14 protein-coding genes and 1 riboswitch are annotated in these 15,237 nt (G+C 66.8%); of the genes, 9 read left to right on the top strand and 5 right to left on the bottom strand.

Features of this window, described 5'->3' with window-relative positions; translation table 11 throughout:
- Positions 1-5 precede the first annotated feature (5 nt).
- The gene (locus IB236_RS05620) at positions 6-3,059 is read left to right on the top strand and encodes an EAL domain-containing protein (protein WP_192419346.1); all 3,054 of its coding nucleotides are present in this window, start codon (positions 6-8) and stop codon (positions 3,057-3,059) included.
- A 114-nt stretch (positions 3,060-3,173) separates the two neighbouring features.
- Here IB236_RS05620 and IB236_RS05615 read toward each other — a convergent pair whose 3' ends face one another.
- Positions 3,174-5,159 carry a monovalent cation:proton antiporter family protein gene (locus IB236_RS05615; RefSeq protein WP_056056799.1) on the bottom strand — a complete coding sequence of 662 codons (1,986 nt, stop codon included), beginning with the start codon at positions 5,157-5,159 and terminating at the stop codon, positions 3,174-3,176.
- Between the two features lie 213 nt (positions 5,160-5,372).
- Here IB236_RS05615 and IB236_RS05610 point away from each other — a divergent pair, with 213 nt between their 5' ends.
- Genes IB236_RS05610 through IB236_RS05595 form a run of 4 tightly spaced genes read left to right on the top strand, consistent with a single transcriptional unit; the run spans position 5,373 to position 8,387 of the window.
- Positions 5,373-6,374, top strand: coding sequence for an SIS domain-containing protein (locus IB236_RS05610; protein ID WP_056056797.1), 1,002 nt, complete (start codon positions 5,373-5,375; stop codon positions 6,372-6,374).
- 2 nt (positions 6,375-6,376) lie between these two features.
- Complete coding sequence (locus IB236_RS05605; protein ID WP_056742613.1) at positions 6,377-6,946, top strand: HAD family hydrolase; 570 nt, start codon at positions 6,377-6,379, stop codon at positions 6,944-6,946.
- Positions 6,943-7,563, top strand: coding sequence for an LPS export ABC transporter periplasmic protein LptC (lptC, locus tag IB236_RS05600; protein WP_056056794.1), 621 nt, complete (start codon positions 6,943-6,945; stop codon positions 7,561-7,563). Before IB236_RS05605 ends, lptC begins: the two co-directional genes overlap by 4 nt.
- A 41-nt stretch (positions 7,564-7,604) precedes the next feature.
- On the top strand, positions 7,605-8,387 hold the full coding sequence (locus tag IB236_RS05595; RefSeq protein ID WP_192419344.1) for an SDR family oxidoreductase: 783 nt from the start codon (positions 7,605-7,607) through the stop codon (positions 8,385-8,387).
- A 118-nt stretch (positions 8,388-8,505) separates the two neighbouring features.
- Here the strand turns inward: IB236_RS05595 and IB236_RS05590 are convergent, their stop codons facing one another.
- Together IB236_RS05590 and IB236_RS05585 are read right to left on the bottom strand one after the other, a co-directional pair.
- The gene (locus IB236_RS05590) at positions 8,506-9,063 is read right to left on the bottom strand and encodes an RNA-binding protein (RefSeq protein WP_116748416.1); all 558 of its coding nucleotides are present in this window, start codon (positions 9,061-9,063) and stop codon (positions 8,506-8,508) included.
- 271 nt (positions 9,064-9,334) lie between these two features.
- Positions 9,335-9,718, bottom strand: coding sequence for an RNA-binding protein (locus IB236_RS05585; RefSeq protein WP_056056787.1), 384 nt, complete (start codon positions 9,716-9,718; stop codon positions 9,335-9,337).
- Positions 9,719-9,963: 245 nt separating this feature from the next.
- A riboswitch (yybP-ykoY riboswitch) is annotated at positions 9,964-10,149 on the top strand.
- 16 nt (positions 10,150-10,165) lie between these two features.
- On the opposite strand from IB236_RS05585, the gene IB236_RS05580 reads away from it, so the two are divergent.
- The 4 genes from IB236_RS05580 (at position 10,166) to IB236_RS05565 (ending at position 13,910) form a co-directional block, all read left to right on the top strand.
- On the top strand, positions 10,166-10,732 hold the full coding sequence (locus IB236_RS05580; protein ID WP_056056786.1) for a TMEM165/GDT1 family protein: 567 nt from the start codon (positions 10,166-10,168) through the stop codon (positions 10,730-10,732).
- A 246-nt stretch (positions 10,733-10,978) separates the two neighbouring features.
- Positions 10,979-12,109, top strand: coding sequence for a homoserine O-acetyltransferase (locus IB236_RS05575; protein ID WP_146870497.1), 1,131 nt, complete (start codon positions 10,979-10,981; stop codon positions 12,107-12,109).
- Entirely contained in the window at positions 12,106-12,690 is a 585-nt protein-coding gene (metW, locus tag IB236_RS05570; protein ID WP_055402134.1) for a methionine biosynthesis protein MetW, read from the top strand. The genes IB236_RS05575 and metW overlap by 4 nt, the downstream gene beginning before the upstream one ends.
- Before the next feature lie 83 nt (positions 12,691-12,773).
- Complete coding sequence (locus tag IB236_RS05565; protein ID WP_192419342.1) at positions 12,774-13,910, top strand: glycerophosphodiester phosphodiesterase; 1,137 nt, start codon at positions 12,774-12,776, stop codon at positions 13,908-13,910.
- Here the strand turns inward: IB236_RS05565 and IB236_RS05560 are convergent.
- Both IB236_RS05560 and IB236_RS05555 read right to left on the bottom strand, forming a co-directional pair.
- Positions 13,888-14,529: an NAD(P)H-dependent oxidoreductase gene (locus IB236_RS05560; RefSeq protein WP_056742624.1), complete on the bottom strand. Its 642-nt coding sequence runs from the start codon at positions 14,527-14,529 to the stop codon at positions 13,888-13,890. The genes IB236_RS05565 and IB236_RS05560 overlap by 23 nt on opposite strands.
- 72 nt (positions 14,530-14,601) lie before the next feature.
- Positions 14,602-15,072 (bottom strand): MerR family transcriptional regulator, encoded by a 471-nt coding sequence (locus IB236_RS05555; RefSeq protein WP_192419340.1) that lies wholly within the window; start codon positions 15,070-15,072, stop codon positions 14,602-14,604.
- Positions 15,073-15,237 lie beyond the last annotated feature (165 nt).

The following is a 15,237-nucleotide window of genomic DNA, read 5'->3' as shown; positions in this document are numbered from 1 at the left end:
GGCCCATGCCCATCTCCGTCCTGCTGATCGAGAGTGATCACCCCCACGCACAGGCCGTGGCGGGGGCGCTGGCCGACCCCTGGTCGGGCTGGCGCGTGGACGTGGTGGAGTCCATCACCGAGGCGCGCGACCACCTGCTGGGCCACCGGCCCGACATCGTGCTGGCGGCCCAGCGCACCATGGACGGATCGGCCTTTGACCTGCTGCAGCTGCTCGATGGCGTTCCGGCCATCATCATCGTGCGCATGGGGGCGGAGACCCACGCGGCGCAGGCCATGCGCCACGGCTTTGACGACTTCACCGTGCAGGACCCGGCGCTGGACTACCTGCTCACCCTGCCCGCGCAGATCGAAGCCGTGCTGGAGCGCACCTCCAGCGCCCGTGCCCGCCGCGCGGCCGAGGCCATGCTGGCGCGCCAGCACCGGCTGCTGCAGGCCATCTCGCGGGCCCAGGGCATGTTCATTGCCAGCTCGGGCCCTCGGGCGGCGTTCGAGGCGCTGCTGGGCGAGTTGATGACGCTGACCCAGAGCGCGTTCGGCCTCGTGGGCCAGGTGCAGCGGGCCGATGACGGGCACCCTTACCTGCGCGTGCACGCGATGACCGACATCAGCTGGGACGAGGCCTCGCGCCAGCGCTATGCCCAGCATGCTGAGGATGGCATGGTGTTCGACAACCTGCACTCGCTGGTGGGCGCTGCGCTGGTGACGGGCGAGCCGGTCCTCAGCAACGACGCCAACCACGATGCCCGCAGCGCGGGCACGCCGTCCGGCCACCCCACGCTGCGCACCTACCTGGGCCTGCCCATCCATGCGGCGGGCGAGCTGGTGGCCATGGTGGGGCTGGCCAACCGCAGCGGCGGCTACACCAACGCCGACGTGCAGTTTCTGCAGCCCTTGCTGAACACCATTGGCCAACTGGAGACCGCCCGCCGCGCCGAGCTGGCCCGCAGCCATGTGGAGGCCGAACTGGCCCGCACCAGCGCCCTGCTGGCCGAGAAGACCCGAGCCCTCGAAGGCACCCTGGACAACATCTCGCAGGGCATCACCAATGTGGACGCCGAGGGCCGCATCCGCGTCTACAACCAGCGTTACCTGGAGCTGCTGGACCTGCCCGAGTCCCTGCTGGCCACGCAGCCGCTGGTGGAAGAGGTGGTGCGCTTTCAGACCGAGCGGGGCGACTTCGGGCCCGAGTTCCAGCTCATCGAGCCCATGGCCCGCAACTACGTGGCGTCGGAATACGCAGCGCATGGCGGCCGCCTGACCATGCCGCAGAGCTACGTGCGGCGCACCCGGCAGGGCCGCTACATCGAGGTGCGCACCCGTGCCCTGGAGCCCGGCGGGCGCGTGCGCACGTTCACCGATGTCACCGACTACCTGAGCACGCTGGAGGCCCTGCGCCAGAGCGAGGCGCGCTGGCGCAGCCTGACGGACCTGTCGTCCGACTGGTACTGGGAGCAGGACGACCAGTTTCGTTTTGTGCGGCTGGACGGCAACCCGTACCACACGGAGGGCGTGCCCGATGAGATGCACTACGGCCTGACCCGCTGGGAGTTGCCCGACACCTTCGTCAACGAAGGGCAATGGCGCGAGCACCGCGAGCAGCTGGAGGCGCACCAGGTCTTTCACGACTTCGAGATGCAGCGCCTGTCCCAGGACGGCAAGCCCGTGTGGGTGTCGATCAGTGGCGAGCCCATCTTTGACGAAGAGGGCCGCTTTACCGGCTACCGGGGCGTGGCGCGCGACATCACCGAGCGCAAGCTGGCCGAGGCCGAGATCCAGCGCCTGGCGTTCTACGACGAACTCACCGGCCTGCCCAATCGCCGGCTGCTGATGGACCGGCTGGAGCGCGCGGTGGCCACCACCCAGCGCGACGGCCGCCATGGCGCCCTGCTGTTCCTCGACCTGGACAACTTCAAGGGCATCAACGACACCATGGGCCACGAGTGGGGCGACCGCCTGCTGGTGCAGGTGGCCGCGCGCATCGGGGCCAGCGTGCGGGCCACCGACACCGTGGCGCGGCTGGGTGGCGATGAGTTTGTGGTCGTGGTGCAGGGCCTGCACGGCCATGAGGTCGAAGCCGCGGCCGAGGCCGAGGCCGTGGCCCAGAAGGTGTTGCTGGCGCTGAACCAGCCCTATGTCGTGGATGGCTGCGACATGCACAGCACCCCCAGCATCGGCATTGCGCTGTTCCAGGACGCGCAGCAGCCCGTGCAAGAGCTGCTCAAGCGCGCCGACCTGGCCATGTACCAGGCCAAGGCGCAGGGGCGCAACACCCTGTGCTTTTTCGACCCCGCCATGCAGGCTGCCGCGTCGGCGCGTTCGGCGCTGGAGGGCGACATCCGCCAGGGCCTGGCGCGCAACGAGTTCCTGCTGCACTACCAGCCGGTGGTGGACGCCACCGGCCACCTGCTGGGGGCCGAGGCGCTGGTGCGCTGGCAACACCCGCAGCGCGGCATGGTCTCGCCCGCCGATTTCATACCGCTGGCCGAGCAGACGGGGCTCATCCTGCCCCTGGGGCGCCAGGTGCTGGCCCTGGCCTGCCGCCAGCTGGCCCAGTGGGCCACCGCCCCGGCGAAAGCCGCGTGGACGCTGGCCGTGAACGTGAGTGCCCAGGAGTTCCGCCAGCCCGATTTTGTGGAGCAGGTGCTGGCAGCGCTGCGCGATGCGGCCGCCAACCCGCGCCTGCTCAAGCTCGAACTCACCGAAAGCCTGCTGCTGCACGACGTGGAGGACAGCATCCTCAAGATGCAGGCGCTGCGCACGCTGGGGGTGGGTTTTTCGCTCGACGACTTTGGCACCGGGTACTCATCGCTCAGCTACCTCAAACGCCTGCCGCTGGACCAGCTCAAGATCGACCAGAGCTTTGTGCGCGACGTGCTCACCGACCCCAACGACGCCACCATCGCCTGTACCATCATCACGCTGGCCCGCAGCCTGGGCCTGGACGTGGTGGCCGAGGGCGTGGAAACCGAGGGGCAGCGCAGCTTCTTGCTGCGCAACGGCTGCCGCCAGTTCCAGGGCTACCTGTTCGGGCGGCCTGGGCCGGAAGAGCTGCTGTAGTTTGCTATTAAATGTGTAGCTGTCAGCGCATATTGCACTAGCGCTACAGGCCGATTTCATTCAAATGGGGTGCCCAACCACCCGCTGAGCTGCCAGCGGCGGGCCGTGGGCCAGTCAGCCTTTCAGCAGCTTGTCTTCCGCCAGCGCCAGCGCCGCCGGATGGCCCGACAGCACCAGCGTGTCGCCTTCGGCCAGCAGGGCCTCGTCCACTGCTGCGCTCACATGGCCATTGCCGCGCCGCAGGTTGACCACGCGCACGCCCATGGCGGGTAGGGCCAGCTGGCCCAGGCTGCGGCCCAGGGCGGTGGAGCCCGGGGGCAGGTTGATGGTGGACAGGCGCTCCTGGTCGCGTTCGTTCACCGTGTCGTCGTCCGCGCCATGGAAGTAGCCGCGCAGCAGGTTGTAGCGCGCATCGCGCTGGTCCTGCACCAGCCGCAGCACGCGGCGCATGGGCACGCCCACCAGGGCCAGGGCGTGGCTGGCGAGCATGAGCGAGCCTTCGATGGCCTCGGGCACCACCTCGGTCGCACCGGCCTCCTGCAGCTTGTCCAGGTACAGGTCGTCCTGCGTGCGCACCACCACCGGCACCTGCGGCGCGTGTGACCGGGCATTGGCCAGCACCTTCAGCGCGGCGGGCACATCGATGTAGGTCACGGCCACAGCGCTGGCGCGCACCAGGCCCGCCGCCATCAGCGCCTGCAGACGGGTGGCGTCGCCATACACCACCGAGTCGCCCGCCGCCGCTGCCTGGCGCACGCGGTCCGGGTCCAGGTCCAGCGCCATGTAGGGGATGCCCTCGTGCTCCAGCATGCGCGCCAGGTTCTGCCCGCAGCGGCCGTAGCCGCAGATGATCACGTGCTTGCTGGTGTTGATGGACTTGCGCGCAATCGATGTCATCTGCAGCGACTGCTGCAGCCAGTCGCTGGCCACCAGCTTCATCACGATGCGGTTGCTGTACATGATGAGGAAGGGCGTGGCCAGCATCGACAGCACCATGGCCGCGAGGATGGGGTTCATCAGCGCTGGCTGCACCAGCCCGTTGTTCTGCGTGAGCGACAGCAGCACAAAGCCGAACTCGCCGGCCTGCGCCAGGTACAGCCCGGTGCGCAGCGCCACACCGGTGGTCGCGCCCATGCCCCGCGCCAGCACCAGGATGATCCCCAGCTTGAGCACCAGCGGCACCGTGAGCAGCATCAACACCAGCGCCCAGCGGTCCACCAGGATGTGCCAGTCCAGCATCATGCCGATGGTGATGAAGAACAGGCCCAGCAGCACATCGTGAAAGGGCCGGATGTCCGTGCCCACCTGGTGGCGGTACTCGGTCTCGGACACCAGCACGCCCGCAATGAAGGCGCCCAGCGCCAGGCTCAGGCCCGCCAGCTCGGTCAGCCAGGCCAGGCCCAGCGTAATCAGCAGCAGGTTCAGCATGAACAGCTCGTCGCTCTTGCGCCGCGCGACCAGCGTGAGCCACCAGCGCATCAGCCGCTGGCCGCCCGTGAGCAGCAGGCCCACCAACACCGTGGCCTTGATCAGCGCCCAGCCCAGCGAGGTCAGCAGCTGGTCGGGCGACGACCCCAGCGCCGGGATCAGCACCAGCAGCGGCACCACTGCCAGGTCCTGGAACAGCAAGATGCCCATCACCCGCCGGCCGTGTTCACTCTCCAGCTCGGCCCGCTCGGCCATCAGCTTGACCACAATCGCCGTGCTGCTCATGGCCATCACGCCCGACAGCGCCAGCGCCGTCTGCCAGCCCATGTCCCACACCCCACCCGCCCAGCGGGACAACGCCAGTGCCATGCCGGACACGACCGCCATCGTCAGCACCACCTGCATCAGTCCCAGGCCAAACACCTGCTTGCGCATGGCACGCAGCTTGGGCAGGCTGAACTCCAGCCCGATGGCAAACATCAGGAACACCACGCCAAACTCGCCCAGGTGGCGCACCCCTTCGGAGTTTTGCGCCAGTGCCAGCGCGTGCGGGCCAATGAGCACCCCGGCGGCCAGGTAGCCCAGCATGGGCGGCAGCTTGAGGCTGCGGCAGGTCACCACGCCCAGCACCGCGGCCAGCAGGTAAAGCAGTGTGAGGGCGAGTGAAGACATGGGTTCGATGCTATCCGAGGCTTGCGTTGTGTAACACAGGATTCAAGCAAGCCATTGGCCGGGGCTGCAGGCCGCTGCTGCCTCCCTGTTTGTGCAAGTCTGGCAAGCCTTGTGGGCCGGGCAAGGGCTTTTCTACCCGGATGCACGGACCGTGCCAGTGGACTTGGCCCATGCGACGGCCCGGCAGGCATGCCCGGTCGATAGAATCCTTGCATGACTCCCGCCCCCGCCGCGCTGCCCCCTTTTGATGCCGACCAGGCCCTGCGCCTGGCCCGCGAGACCTTCCACATCGAGGTGGAGGCCCTGAATGGCCTGGCGGCCCGCGTGGATGGTGTGTTTGCCCAGGCGGTGTTGATGGTGCTGCAGGCCCGGGGCCGCGTGGTGGTGATGGGCATGGGCAAAAGTGGCCACGTGGGGCGCAAGATCGCCGCCACACTGGCCTCCACCGGCACCCCCGCGTTTTTTGTGCACCCTGCCGAGGCCAGCCACGGCGACCTGGGCATGGTCACCGGCGACGATCTGGTGCTGGCCATCTCCAACAGCGGCGAAAGTGGCGAACTCACGGCCATCCTGCCCGTGCTGCGGCGCCTGGGCGCGCCCATGATCGCCATGACGGGCGGCCTGCAGTCCACCCTGGCGCGTTATGCCGACCTGGTGCTCGACTGCAGCGTGGCGCGCGAAGCCTGCCCGCTGAACCTGGCCCCCACCGCCAGCACCACGGCCCAGCTGGCCATGGGCGACGCGCTGGCTGTGGCCCTGCTGGACGCCCGGGGCTTCCGCCCCGAAGACTTTGCCCGCTCACACCCCGGCGGCGCGCTGGGCCGCAAGCTGCTCACCCATGTGAGCGACGTGATGCGCTCGGGCACCGAGGTGCCGCGCGTGGCCCCCGATGCCTCGTTCAGCGACCTCATGCGCGAGATGAGCGCCAAGGGCCTGGGCGCCTCGGCCATCGTCGATGCCGACGGGCAGCTGTTGGGCATCTTCACCGACGGCGACCTGCGCCGCCGCATCGAGGCCGGGGCGGACCTGCGGTCCACCACCGCAGCCCAGGTCATGCACGCCAACCCGCGCCGCATTGCCCCCGACGCCCTGGCCGTGGACGCCGCCGAAATGATGGAAGCCCACGCCATCACCAGCGTGCTGGTGGTGGACGCTGCGGGCGCCCTGGTGGGCGTGGTGCACATCGGCGATCTGATGCGGGCGAAGGTGATCTGACGATGGCGCTGGTTCCTCAGACCTCTCCCTCTCCTGCCCTGCAGATTGACCCTGAGCTGCTGCTGCGCGCCCAGGGCGTGCGCGTGGCCTTTTTCGACGTGGACGGTGTGCTCACCGACGGCGGCCTGTACTTCAGCGAAACGGGCGAGACCCTCAAGCGCTTCAACACCCTGGACGGCCACGGCCTCAAGCTGCTGCAAAAGGCAGGCATCACCCCCGCCGTCATCACCGGTCGCGACTCTGCCCCATTGCGCGTGCGCCTCAAGGCCTTGGGCGTGGAGCACGCCGTGTTTGGCACCGAAGACAAGCGCCCCGCCGCGGAGCAGATTCTGGCCACCCTGGGCCTGACCTGGGCGCAGGCGGCTGCCATGGGCGACGACTGGCCCGACCTGCCCGTGATGCGCCGCAGCGCCTTTGCCTGCGCGCCCGCAAACGCCCAGACCGAGGTGCGCCACGCGGCCCACTTCGTCACCCAAGCGCGCGGGGGCGAGGGTGCAGCGCGCGAGCTGTGTGACTTGCTGCTGGTGGCCACGGGCCGCTATGCGGCGCTGCTGGCGGACTACACCGCATGATCCGCGTGATCCGCCAGGGCTGGGACCAGCTCTCGATCTACCTGCCCGTGGTGCTGATGGGCCTGCTGGCCCTGGGCACCTGGTGGCTGGTGCGCAACGCGCCCATGCCCCAGTTGCCTGCGATTGACCGGCCCGTGCAGCACCAGCCGGACTATTTCATGAAGTCCTTTTCGGTGAAGACATTCGATGCCACGGGCCGCCTGCAGAGCGAGGTGCAGGGTGACGAGGCGCGCCATTACCCCGACACCGACACGCTGGAGATCGATCAGGTCCGCATGCGTTCGGTCAGCCTCGATGGCCGGGTCACCGTGGCCACGGCCAACCGGGCCCTGAGCAACGCCGATGGCTCCGAAGTGCAGTTGTTCGGCAACGCCATCGTCAAGCGTGAACCGCTGCCCGCCAAGCCCGGGGCGGCAGCGCAGCCCCCCATGGAGTTCCGTGGTGAGTTTCTGCATGCCTTCACCAACACCGAGCGGGTGCGCTCTGATCAGCCGGTCACGCTCACCCGTGGCAACGACCGCTTCACCGCCGACAGCATGGATTACGACAACCTCGACCAGGTGCTGCAACTGCGCGGGCGCGTGCGCGGCATGATCCTGCCTGGCACCACGCGGTAGCCTCCACCTATCCTGCCTAGCCGCCCCCTGTCGGAATGCACATGACCACTCCCCTTGTCTTCATCACCGGCGCATCCAGTGGCATCGGCCAAGCGCTGGCCCAGCGCTATCACCAAGCGGGGTTTCGCCTGGCTCTGGTGGCGCGGCGCACTTCCGAAGTCAAAACATGGGCAAGTGCTCAAGAAATAAGCCCTGAAAGCTATGAAATTTATAGTGCTGATGTGTCGGTGACTGACAGCATCGTGGCTGCAGGGCGCGATTGCATCGCACGCCAGGGTGTGCCGGATGTGGTGATCGCCAATGCCGGCATCAGCGTGGGCATGGACACAGCGGTGCGGGACGATATCGACGTCATGGCCCGCACCTTTGCCACCAACAACATCGGCATGGCGGCCACCTTCCAGCCGTTTGTAGACGCCATGGTGCAGCGCGGCAGCGGCACCCTGGTGGGCATCGGCAGCGTGGCCGGCATCCGGGGGCTGCCCGGCCATGGCGCCTACTGCGCCAGCAAGGCGGCTGTCATCAGCTACTGCGAAAGCCTGCGGGGTGAATTGCGCCCCCACGGCGTGCGCGTGGTGACGGTGTCGCCGGGCTACATCGATACCCCCCTCACGCAACAGAACCGCTACAGCATGCCGTTTTTGATGCAGCCCGCCGATTTTGCGGACCTGGCGTTTCGCACCATTCAGGCGGGCGTGAGCTACCGGGTCATCCCCTGGCAAATGGGCGTGGTCGCCAAGCTGCTGCGCATGCTGCCGAACCCATTGTTTGACAAGGTGCTGGCGGGCCGCCCACGCAAGCGCCGCCAGAGCGAAATGCAGTAGGGGCGGGATTGCACAAGGCGCCCCAAGGCGCCGGGGGCGATGGAGATTGCTATCTCGACGTGCAGCTGCCATGAAAAAGGGCCCTGAAGGGCCCTTGTGACAGAAAAACGGGTGTGGTTCAGTAGCCGCCGTTGCCGCCGCCACCATAGCCACCACCGCCACCATTGCGGCCGCCGCCACCACCGTTGCGCGAACCCGAGCCGTACGGGCTGCGGAAGCCACCTTCGCTGCGGCCACCGCCGCCATAGCCCCCGCCACCACCTTCGCGGCCGCCGCCGTATCCACCGCCGCCGCCCTCGCGGCCACCACCATAGCCACCGCCGCCTTCACGGCCGCCGCCATATCCGCCACCACCGCTGCGGCCGCCGCCGTAGCCGCCACCACCACCACCGCCGCCGCCGAAACCACCGCTACGGGGTGGGCGTGGTTCCATGGGGCGCGCTTCGTTCACCACAATGCTGCGACCGCCGAGGGGCTGGCCGTTCATGCCGTTGATGGCGGCCTGGGCTTCTGCGTCGCTGCCCATCTCCACAAAGCCAAAGCCTTTGGAGCGACCCGTGTCGCGCTCCATCATGACCTTGGCGCTGGTCACGGCACCGAACTGGCCAAAGGCCTGTTCCAGATCACCGTCGCGCACCGAGTAAGGCAGGTTGCCGACGTACAGTTTGTTGCCCATCGAGGGACTCCTCAAAAACACATGGATAAAGCGATGGAGTCCCCAAAACGCAGCCAGCTAATCTCAATGACGCTCTCAGCGCGAAACTGACGGATCACCGCAAACTTGAAATGCGGGCCAAACCCGCCAGACCATTATGCGCCACACTTTTGGGGAAAAAGCAAGGGGCTTTGCGCGCTGTGGTGTCCGTGCCGCGCCCGAACGCAAAAAGGAGCCCGAAGGCTCCTTTTTTTGCCGTCGGCAGGCCCTGAGGACTGCCGATAAGGACTTTTTAGTAGCTGCTACGGCCACCGCCGTAACCACCACCGCCGCCACCGCCGTAACCGCCGCCACCGCTACGGCCACCGCCGTAACCGCCGCCGCCGCCATTGCCGCCACCGAAGCCACCGCTACGGGGAGCGCGGGGCTCCATAGGACGGGCTTCGTTGACCACGAGGTCACGGCCACCGAAGTTTTGACCATGCACGCCTTGGATGGCGGCTTGGGCTTCAGCATCGCTGCCCATTTCGACAAAGCCGAAACCCTTGGAGCGGCCGGTGTCACGTTCCATCATGACCTTGGCGCTGCCAACCGAGCCGTACTGGCTGAAGGTCTGCTGCAGATCTTCGTCGCGGAAAGAGTAGGGCAGGTTGCCCACGTAAAGTTTGTTGCCCATGAAGGACTCCTGAAAAAACACAAAAACGCGATGGAGCCCGACGCAATCAACAAACCTGTGACGACTTCAAAGACGCGAAACTGACCATTCACCGCTAAGCTAACTGCCCTTCTGCAAGCAGAAAAGCGAATCCATTATTAATCACTTTATGGGGCCCGTGGGGTTTTATTTCTGGGCAGATGGGCTCAAAACCCCGGGGCAGCGTGGTTTTTCGGGGAATTTCAGGGCAAACCATAGGGTAAAATCCGTGGGTCTTTGGGGAGTAGCCCGCCCGGCCGCGCAATGCGCCGGGGGCATGCGTCAACACACTTGGGTTCTTTGAGACCTATGGCGTATGCGGCTTTTGAGCTGGGCGAGACCATTGACTGCAAACCGATCCACATGGCCGGAGTCGGGGTGCAGTCAATGCGTTTTCCACCCATCCGGCCGGATAGGACCCCCTCCCCCATGGAAGCCTTCTTCATTTCCACCGCCATCGTCGCGCTCGCCGAGATGGGCGACAAGACGCAGCTGCTCGCTCTGGTGCTCGCGGCACGCTTTCGCAAACCCTGGCCCATCGTGCTGGGTATCCTGGTGGCCACGCTAGTCAACCACGGCCTGGCCGGCGCTGTCGGTGCCTGGGTGACCACCTTCCTGGGCCCCCAGGTGCTGCGCTGGATTTTGGGCGCCTCGTTCATCGCCATGGCGGTCTGGATGCTGATCCCCGACAAGCTGGACGAAGGCGAAGCCGACGGATCGCCACGCTGGGGTGTGTTTGGCACCACCGTGGTCGCATTCTTCCTGGCTGAGATGGGCGACAAGACCCAGATTGCGACGGTCATGCTTGCTGCCAAATACAACGCTTACCTCTGGGTGGTGGCGGGCACCACGTTGGGCATGATGCTGGCCAATGCGCCCGTGGTCTGGCTGGGCGAGCGCATCACGCGCAAGGTGCCGATTCGCGCGGTGCATCTGGTGTCTGCCGCCATCTTTCTGGTGTTGGGGCTTCTGGCGATTTTTTCGTCCGCAGGCTGACCTGATCGGTGCGACGGGCTGGGCGACGCGGCGCTGCTTTGGTATATTTGCCAGACGCGCCGATTTGCCACAGCTTGCGGGCGCTTTATAAATTCTGCTAAAGACCCGTCCGACACACCTGCCCGGCCTCGTTTTTAGCGACGCCGGGTATTTTTTTGCCGAGGTTTTGCCCTCGGTGACAGCGGCTCCTCGAGGGGCTTGCGGCGTGTGCAAGCGGTGGAACGTGAGGGCTTACCAGTTCCAACTATGTCGTTCATCGCCACACCCCAGTCCATGCATTTCCCGGATGCGCTGCCGCTGCAAAGCGGCGCGTCCATCCGCGACTACCACCTGGCCTTTGAGACCTACGGCACGCTCAATGCCGACTGCTCGAACGCCGTGCTCGTGTGCCACGCCCTCAACGCCTCGCACCATGTGGCGGGCGTGTACGCCGGGCAGGACAAGAGCGAGGGCTGGTGGGACAACATGATCGGCCCCGGCAAGCCCGTGGACACCGACCGCTTCTTCGTCATCGGCGTGAACAACCTGGGCTCGTGTTTTGGCTCCACCGGGCCCATGCACCACCACCCGGACACCGGCGAGGTTTATGGAGCGGACTTCCCTGTGGTCACGGTGGAAGACTGGGTCAACGCCCAGGCGCGGTTGCTGGACCGTCTGGGCATCCAGCAACTGGCGGCCGTGCTGGGCGGCAGCCTGGGCGGCATGCAGGCGCTCAGCTGGACGCTGCAGTACCCCGAGCGCATGCGCCACGCGGTGGTGGTGGCCAGTGCGCCCAACCTCACGGCCGAGAACATCGCCTTCAACGAAGTCGCCCGCCGCGCCATCGTGACCGACCCGGACTTCCACGGCGGCCACTTTTACCGCCACGGCGTGATCCCCAAGCGTGGCCTGCGCATTGCCCGCATGATCGGCCACATCACGTACCTCAGTGACGACGTGATGAACGAGAAGTTCGGGCGTCAGCTGCGTGAAGGCATCGATCTGAAATACAGCACGCAGGACATCGAGTTCCAGATCGAAAGCTACCTGCGCTACCAGGGCGACAAGTTCAGCGACTACTTCGACGCCAACACCTACCTGCTCATCACCCGGGCGCTGGACTACTTCGACCCCGCGCGCACCCATGCCGGCAACCTCACGCGGGCCCTGGCCCGGGCGCAGGCCAGGTTTCTGCTGGTGAGCTTCACCACCGACTGGCGCTTCTCACCCAAGCGCAGCCGTGAGATCGTGAAGGCCCTGCTCGACAACCGCCGCAGCGTGAGCTACGCCGAGATCGATGCGCCCCACGGGCACGATGCCTTTTTGCTCGATGATGCCCGGTACATGGGCGTGATGCGCTCTTACTTCGATAGCATTGCCAAGGAGTTGCAACCATGACCGAAAAAGCGGCGATGCAAGCCCTGGCGCGCCTGGTGCCCCCCGGCTCGCGCGTGCTCGACCTGGGCTGTGGCAACGGCGCCATGCTCGACTACCTGCAGCGCGAGCGCGGCTGCAGCGGCTATGGTGTGGAGATCGACGACGCCAACGTGCTGGCCTGCGTGCAGCGCGGGGTGGATGTGATCCAGCTCAACCTCGACGAGGGGCTGGCCATGTTCGACGACAACAGCTTTGACGTGGTGCTGCAGATCGACACGCTGCAGCACCTGCGCAATGCCGAAACCATGCTGCGCGAGACGGCGCGCGTAGGCCGCACGGGTGTGGTGGCGTTTCCCAACTTTGCCCACTGGCCCAACCGCCTGTCCATCCTGCGCGGACGCATGCCCGTGACGCGGCGCCTGCCCTACCAGTGGTACGACACGCCCAACATCCGCGTGGGCACCTACAAGGACTTCGAAGTGCTGGCCACCAAGAACAGCCTGCGCATCCTGGATGCCTTCGGCCTGCAGGATGGACAGGAAGTGCGCTGGCTGCCCAACGCACGCGCGGGCACCGCCGTCTTCCACTTCGAACACGCGTAGCGCTTACCGGGGTGTACGCCCCGGCGACACGCCGCTGTCAAGCGCATCGGCTAAGGTGCGGGCTCCGTTTGTAGGAGACCCGCATGAAACGCATTGCACTGCGCGCAGTGACCGCTGCCGCGCTGTTGACCACCTGGGCGCTGGGCGCCGTCGCCCAGGCCTGGCCGCCCACCCCCACCGTCATTGCCCACCGGGGCGCCTCGGCGCTGCGGCCCGAGCACACGCTGGCCGCGTACCAAAAGGCCATTGACGACGGTGCCGACATCATCGAGCCCGACTTGGTCATCACCAAGGACGGCGTGCTGGTGGCGCGGCACGAGAACGCCATCGCCATCCTGGGCGCCGATGGCTCTGTGAAGGAAGCCACCACCGACGTGGTGGACCGCCCCGAGTTCGCGGGCCGTAAAACCACCAAGACCATCGACGGCCAGGCCATCACCGGCTGGTTCACCGAAGACTTCACGCTGGCCGAGCTCAAAACCCTGCGCGCCCGCGAGCGCATCCCTGCACAGCGCCCGGCCAACGTGGCCTATAACGGCCAGTTCGAGGTGCCCACCTTGCAGGAAGTGATCGACCTGGCCAAGGCGGCCACGGCCAAGACCGGTCGCACCATCGGCATCTACCCCGAGACCAAACACCCCACCTATTTCCAGTCCATCGGCCTGCCGCTGGAGGCGCCGCTGCTGGCCGTGCTGGAGAAGAACGGCTGGAACCACAAGGACGCGCCCGTGTTCGTGCAGTCGTTCGAGGTCAGCAACCTGCAGGCGATCCGCAAGCTCAGCAGCGTGCGCCTGGTGCAGCTGGTCGCCCCTTCGGGCCGGCCCTATGACTTTTTGGCCCAGGGCGCGGCCAACACGCGCGCTTATGCCGACCTGATCACGCCCGAGGGCCTGAAGCAGGTGGCCAATTACGCCAACGCCGTTGGGCCATTCAAGACCCTGGTGGTGCCGGTGAAGGACGGTGTGCCCGGCGAGCCCACGCCGCTGGTCGCGCAGGCCCATGCCGCCGGGCTGGCAGTGCATATCTGGACGCTGCGGCCCGAAAACGCCTTCCTGCCCGCCGGTCTGAAGAAGGCGCCCACCACCGATGGCATCGTGCGCGGCGACAGCGTGGCCGAGATCACGGCCTACCTGCGCGCGGGCATCGACGGCTTCTTCACCGACGACTCGGCGGTGGGCCGTGCTGCAGTCCAGGCCTTCACGGCGAAGGCGACGAAGTAACAGGTGCCGGGCGCGGCTTGCCCGGTGCGGAACGCGCCCCCTGGCGCAACCCCAGTTGCCGCGCCTTTTCCACCCACAGTGCCAGCCGGTCGGCGCTGGCGCTGCGCACCGGGCCAAAGCTGTGCACCTGCACGGGCCGGATGCCGCAGAACTCCAGGATGGCTTTCTTCATCTGGTGGTGCCCCGGCATGCGCGTGACCCAGCGGAAGTACCAGGGCGGCGAGTCCATGGTCACCAGCAGCTCGGCCGATCGGCCGGTCAGCAGCTTGTCCCACAGCGATGAGCCTTTGCGGTACTTGAAGGCATAGCCGGGCAGCAGCACGCGGTCGATAAAACCCTTGAGCAGCGCGGGCATGGCGCCCCACCAGATGGGGTACACCCACACCAGGTGGTGCGCCCAGCTGATGTCAGCCTGTGCGGCCAGCAGGTCGGGTTCCAGCGGCTGGGCAGCGCCATAGCCCTGGAACAGGGGGTTGAAGGCCAGCTGACCCACGTCCAGAAAGCGCACCTGCGCCCCGGCGTGCCGGGCGCCCTCGGCATAGGCACGTGCCATGCCCGCGCACAGGCTCCCGGCGGCGGGATGGCCCAGGATGACCAGAATGTTGTGTTGCTCTGCCACAGACGCTCCATCTCGGTGTTGTTGATGGCGCCATGGTCACCTTGCCCCACGGGGCAGAGTCAAGCGGTCAGGTCAAGTCGCGGTGGATCTCGCAGCGCCCGCTGTGGTCGCTGCACCAAATTGCGCGGGGTTGTGCGCTGGAGGTGCCACCGCCAGTGTGGAGAGTGCAGCGCAGGCTTCGGGTGCCACGGGCACGGCCAGCGTGTCGCAGGTGTGCAGCTCGGCTTCCAGTGCGGCCAGTTGTGCGTCCAGCGCTGCCAGGCGCGCCAGCTCCTGCGCCACGGCGGCCCGCCGCCCGGCCACCAGTTGGGCCATGCGGTCCCAGCCTGCAGCGGTGTCGATGTGGGGCAGGCCATCCAGCTCCGACAGCCGAAAACCCAGCGCCTGGGCCCGGCGGATCAGCAACACGCGCGCCACATCGGCCTCGCCATAGTGGCGGTAGCTGCCCGCGCGTGCCACCGTGCCTAGCAGGCCCCGTGACTCATACAGCCGGATGGCCTTGGGCGTGGTGCCGGTGCGTTGGGTGAGTTCTCCGATGCGCATGGGTGATCCTGAGATTGCTATAAAATGTATAGCTGTAAAGGCATATGAAACTAGCGCTAGAGGCGAATTTGGCACAAATTCAGGCTCCACGGCGCTCTGGGCGGGCAATGGGCTCGTTGGCTACACGATAAGCTGCGGCGCTTAGAAGTTGCCTCTTCGCACTGC

It is taken from the genome of Acidovorax sp. ACV02 (assembly GCF_014851475.1).
In the GTDB taxonomy this organism is placed as follows: Bacteria; Pseudomonadota; Gammaproteobacteria; order Burkholderiales; family Burkholderiaceae_C; genus Acidovorax; species Acidovorax delafieldii.
Note: the sequence above shows the minus strand (reverse complement) of the source record. Positions and strands in the feature narration are given on the sequence as shown.

What these genes read in the sequence shown, in the direction of transcription:
- IB236_RS05620 (WP_192419346.1), top strand. Translation starts at nt 6, where the DNA reads ATGCCCATCTCCGTCCTGCTGATCGAGAGTGATCACCCCCACGCACAG.
- IB236_RS05615 (WP_056056799.1), bottom strand. Translation starts at nt 5,159, where the DNA reads ATGTCTTCACTCGCCCTCACACTGCTTTACCTGCTGGCCGCGGTGCTG.
- IB236_RS05610 (WP_056056797.1), top strand. Translation starts at nt 5,373, where the DNA reads ATGACTCCCGCCCCCGCCGCGCTGCCCCCTTTTGATGCCGACCAGGCC.
- IB236_RS05605 (WP_056742613.1), top strand. Translation starts at nt 6,377, where the DNA reads ATGGCGCTGGTTCCTCAGACCTCTCCCTCTCCTGCCCTGCAGATTGAC.
- lptC (WP_056056794.1), top strand. Translation starts at nt 6,943, where the DNA reads ATGATCCGCGTGATCCGCCAGGGCTGGGACCAGCTCTCGATCTACCTG.
- IB236_RS05595 (WP_192419344.1), top strand. Translation starts at nt 7,605, where the DNA reads ATGACCACTCCCCTTGTCTTCATCACCGGCGCATCCAGTGGCATCGGC.
- IB236_RS05590 (WP_116748416.1), bottom strand. Translation starts at nt 9,063, where the DNA reads ATGGGCAACAAACTGTACGTCGGCAACCTGCCTTACTCGGTGCGCGAC.
- IB236_RS05585 (WP_056056787.1), bottom strand. Translation starts at nt 9,718, where the DNA reads ATGGGCAACAAACTTTACGTGGGCAACCTGCCCTACTCTTTCCGCGAC.
- IB236_RS05580 (WP_056056786.1), top strand. Translation starts at nt 10,166, where the DNA reads ATGGAAGCCTTCTTCATTTCCACCGCCATCGTCGCGCTCGCCGAGATG.
- IB236_RS05575 (WP_146870497.1), top strand. Translation starts at nt 10,979, where the DNA reads ATGTCGTTCATCGCCACACCCCAGTCCATGCATTTCCCGGATGCGCTG.
- metW (WP_055402134.1), top strand. Translation starts at nt 12,106, where the DNA reads ATGACCGAAAAAGCGGCGATGCAAGCCCTGGCGCGCCTGGTGCCCCCC.
- IB236_RS05565 (WP_192419342.1), top strand. Translation starts at nt 12,774, where the DNA reads ATGAAACGCATTGCACTGCGCGCAGTGACCGCTGCCGCGCTGTTGACC.
- IB236_RS05555 (WP_192419340.1), bottom strand. Translation starts at nt 15,072, where the DNA reads ATGCGCATCGGAGAACTCACCCAACGCACCGGCACCACGCCCAAGGCC.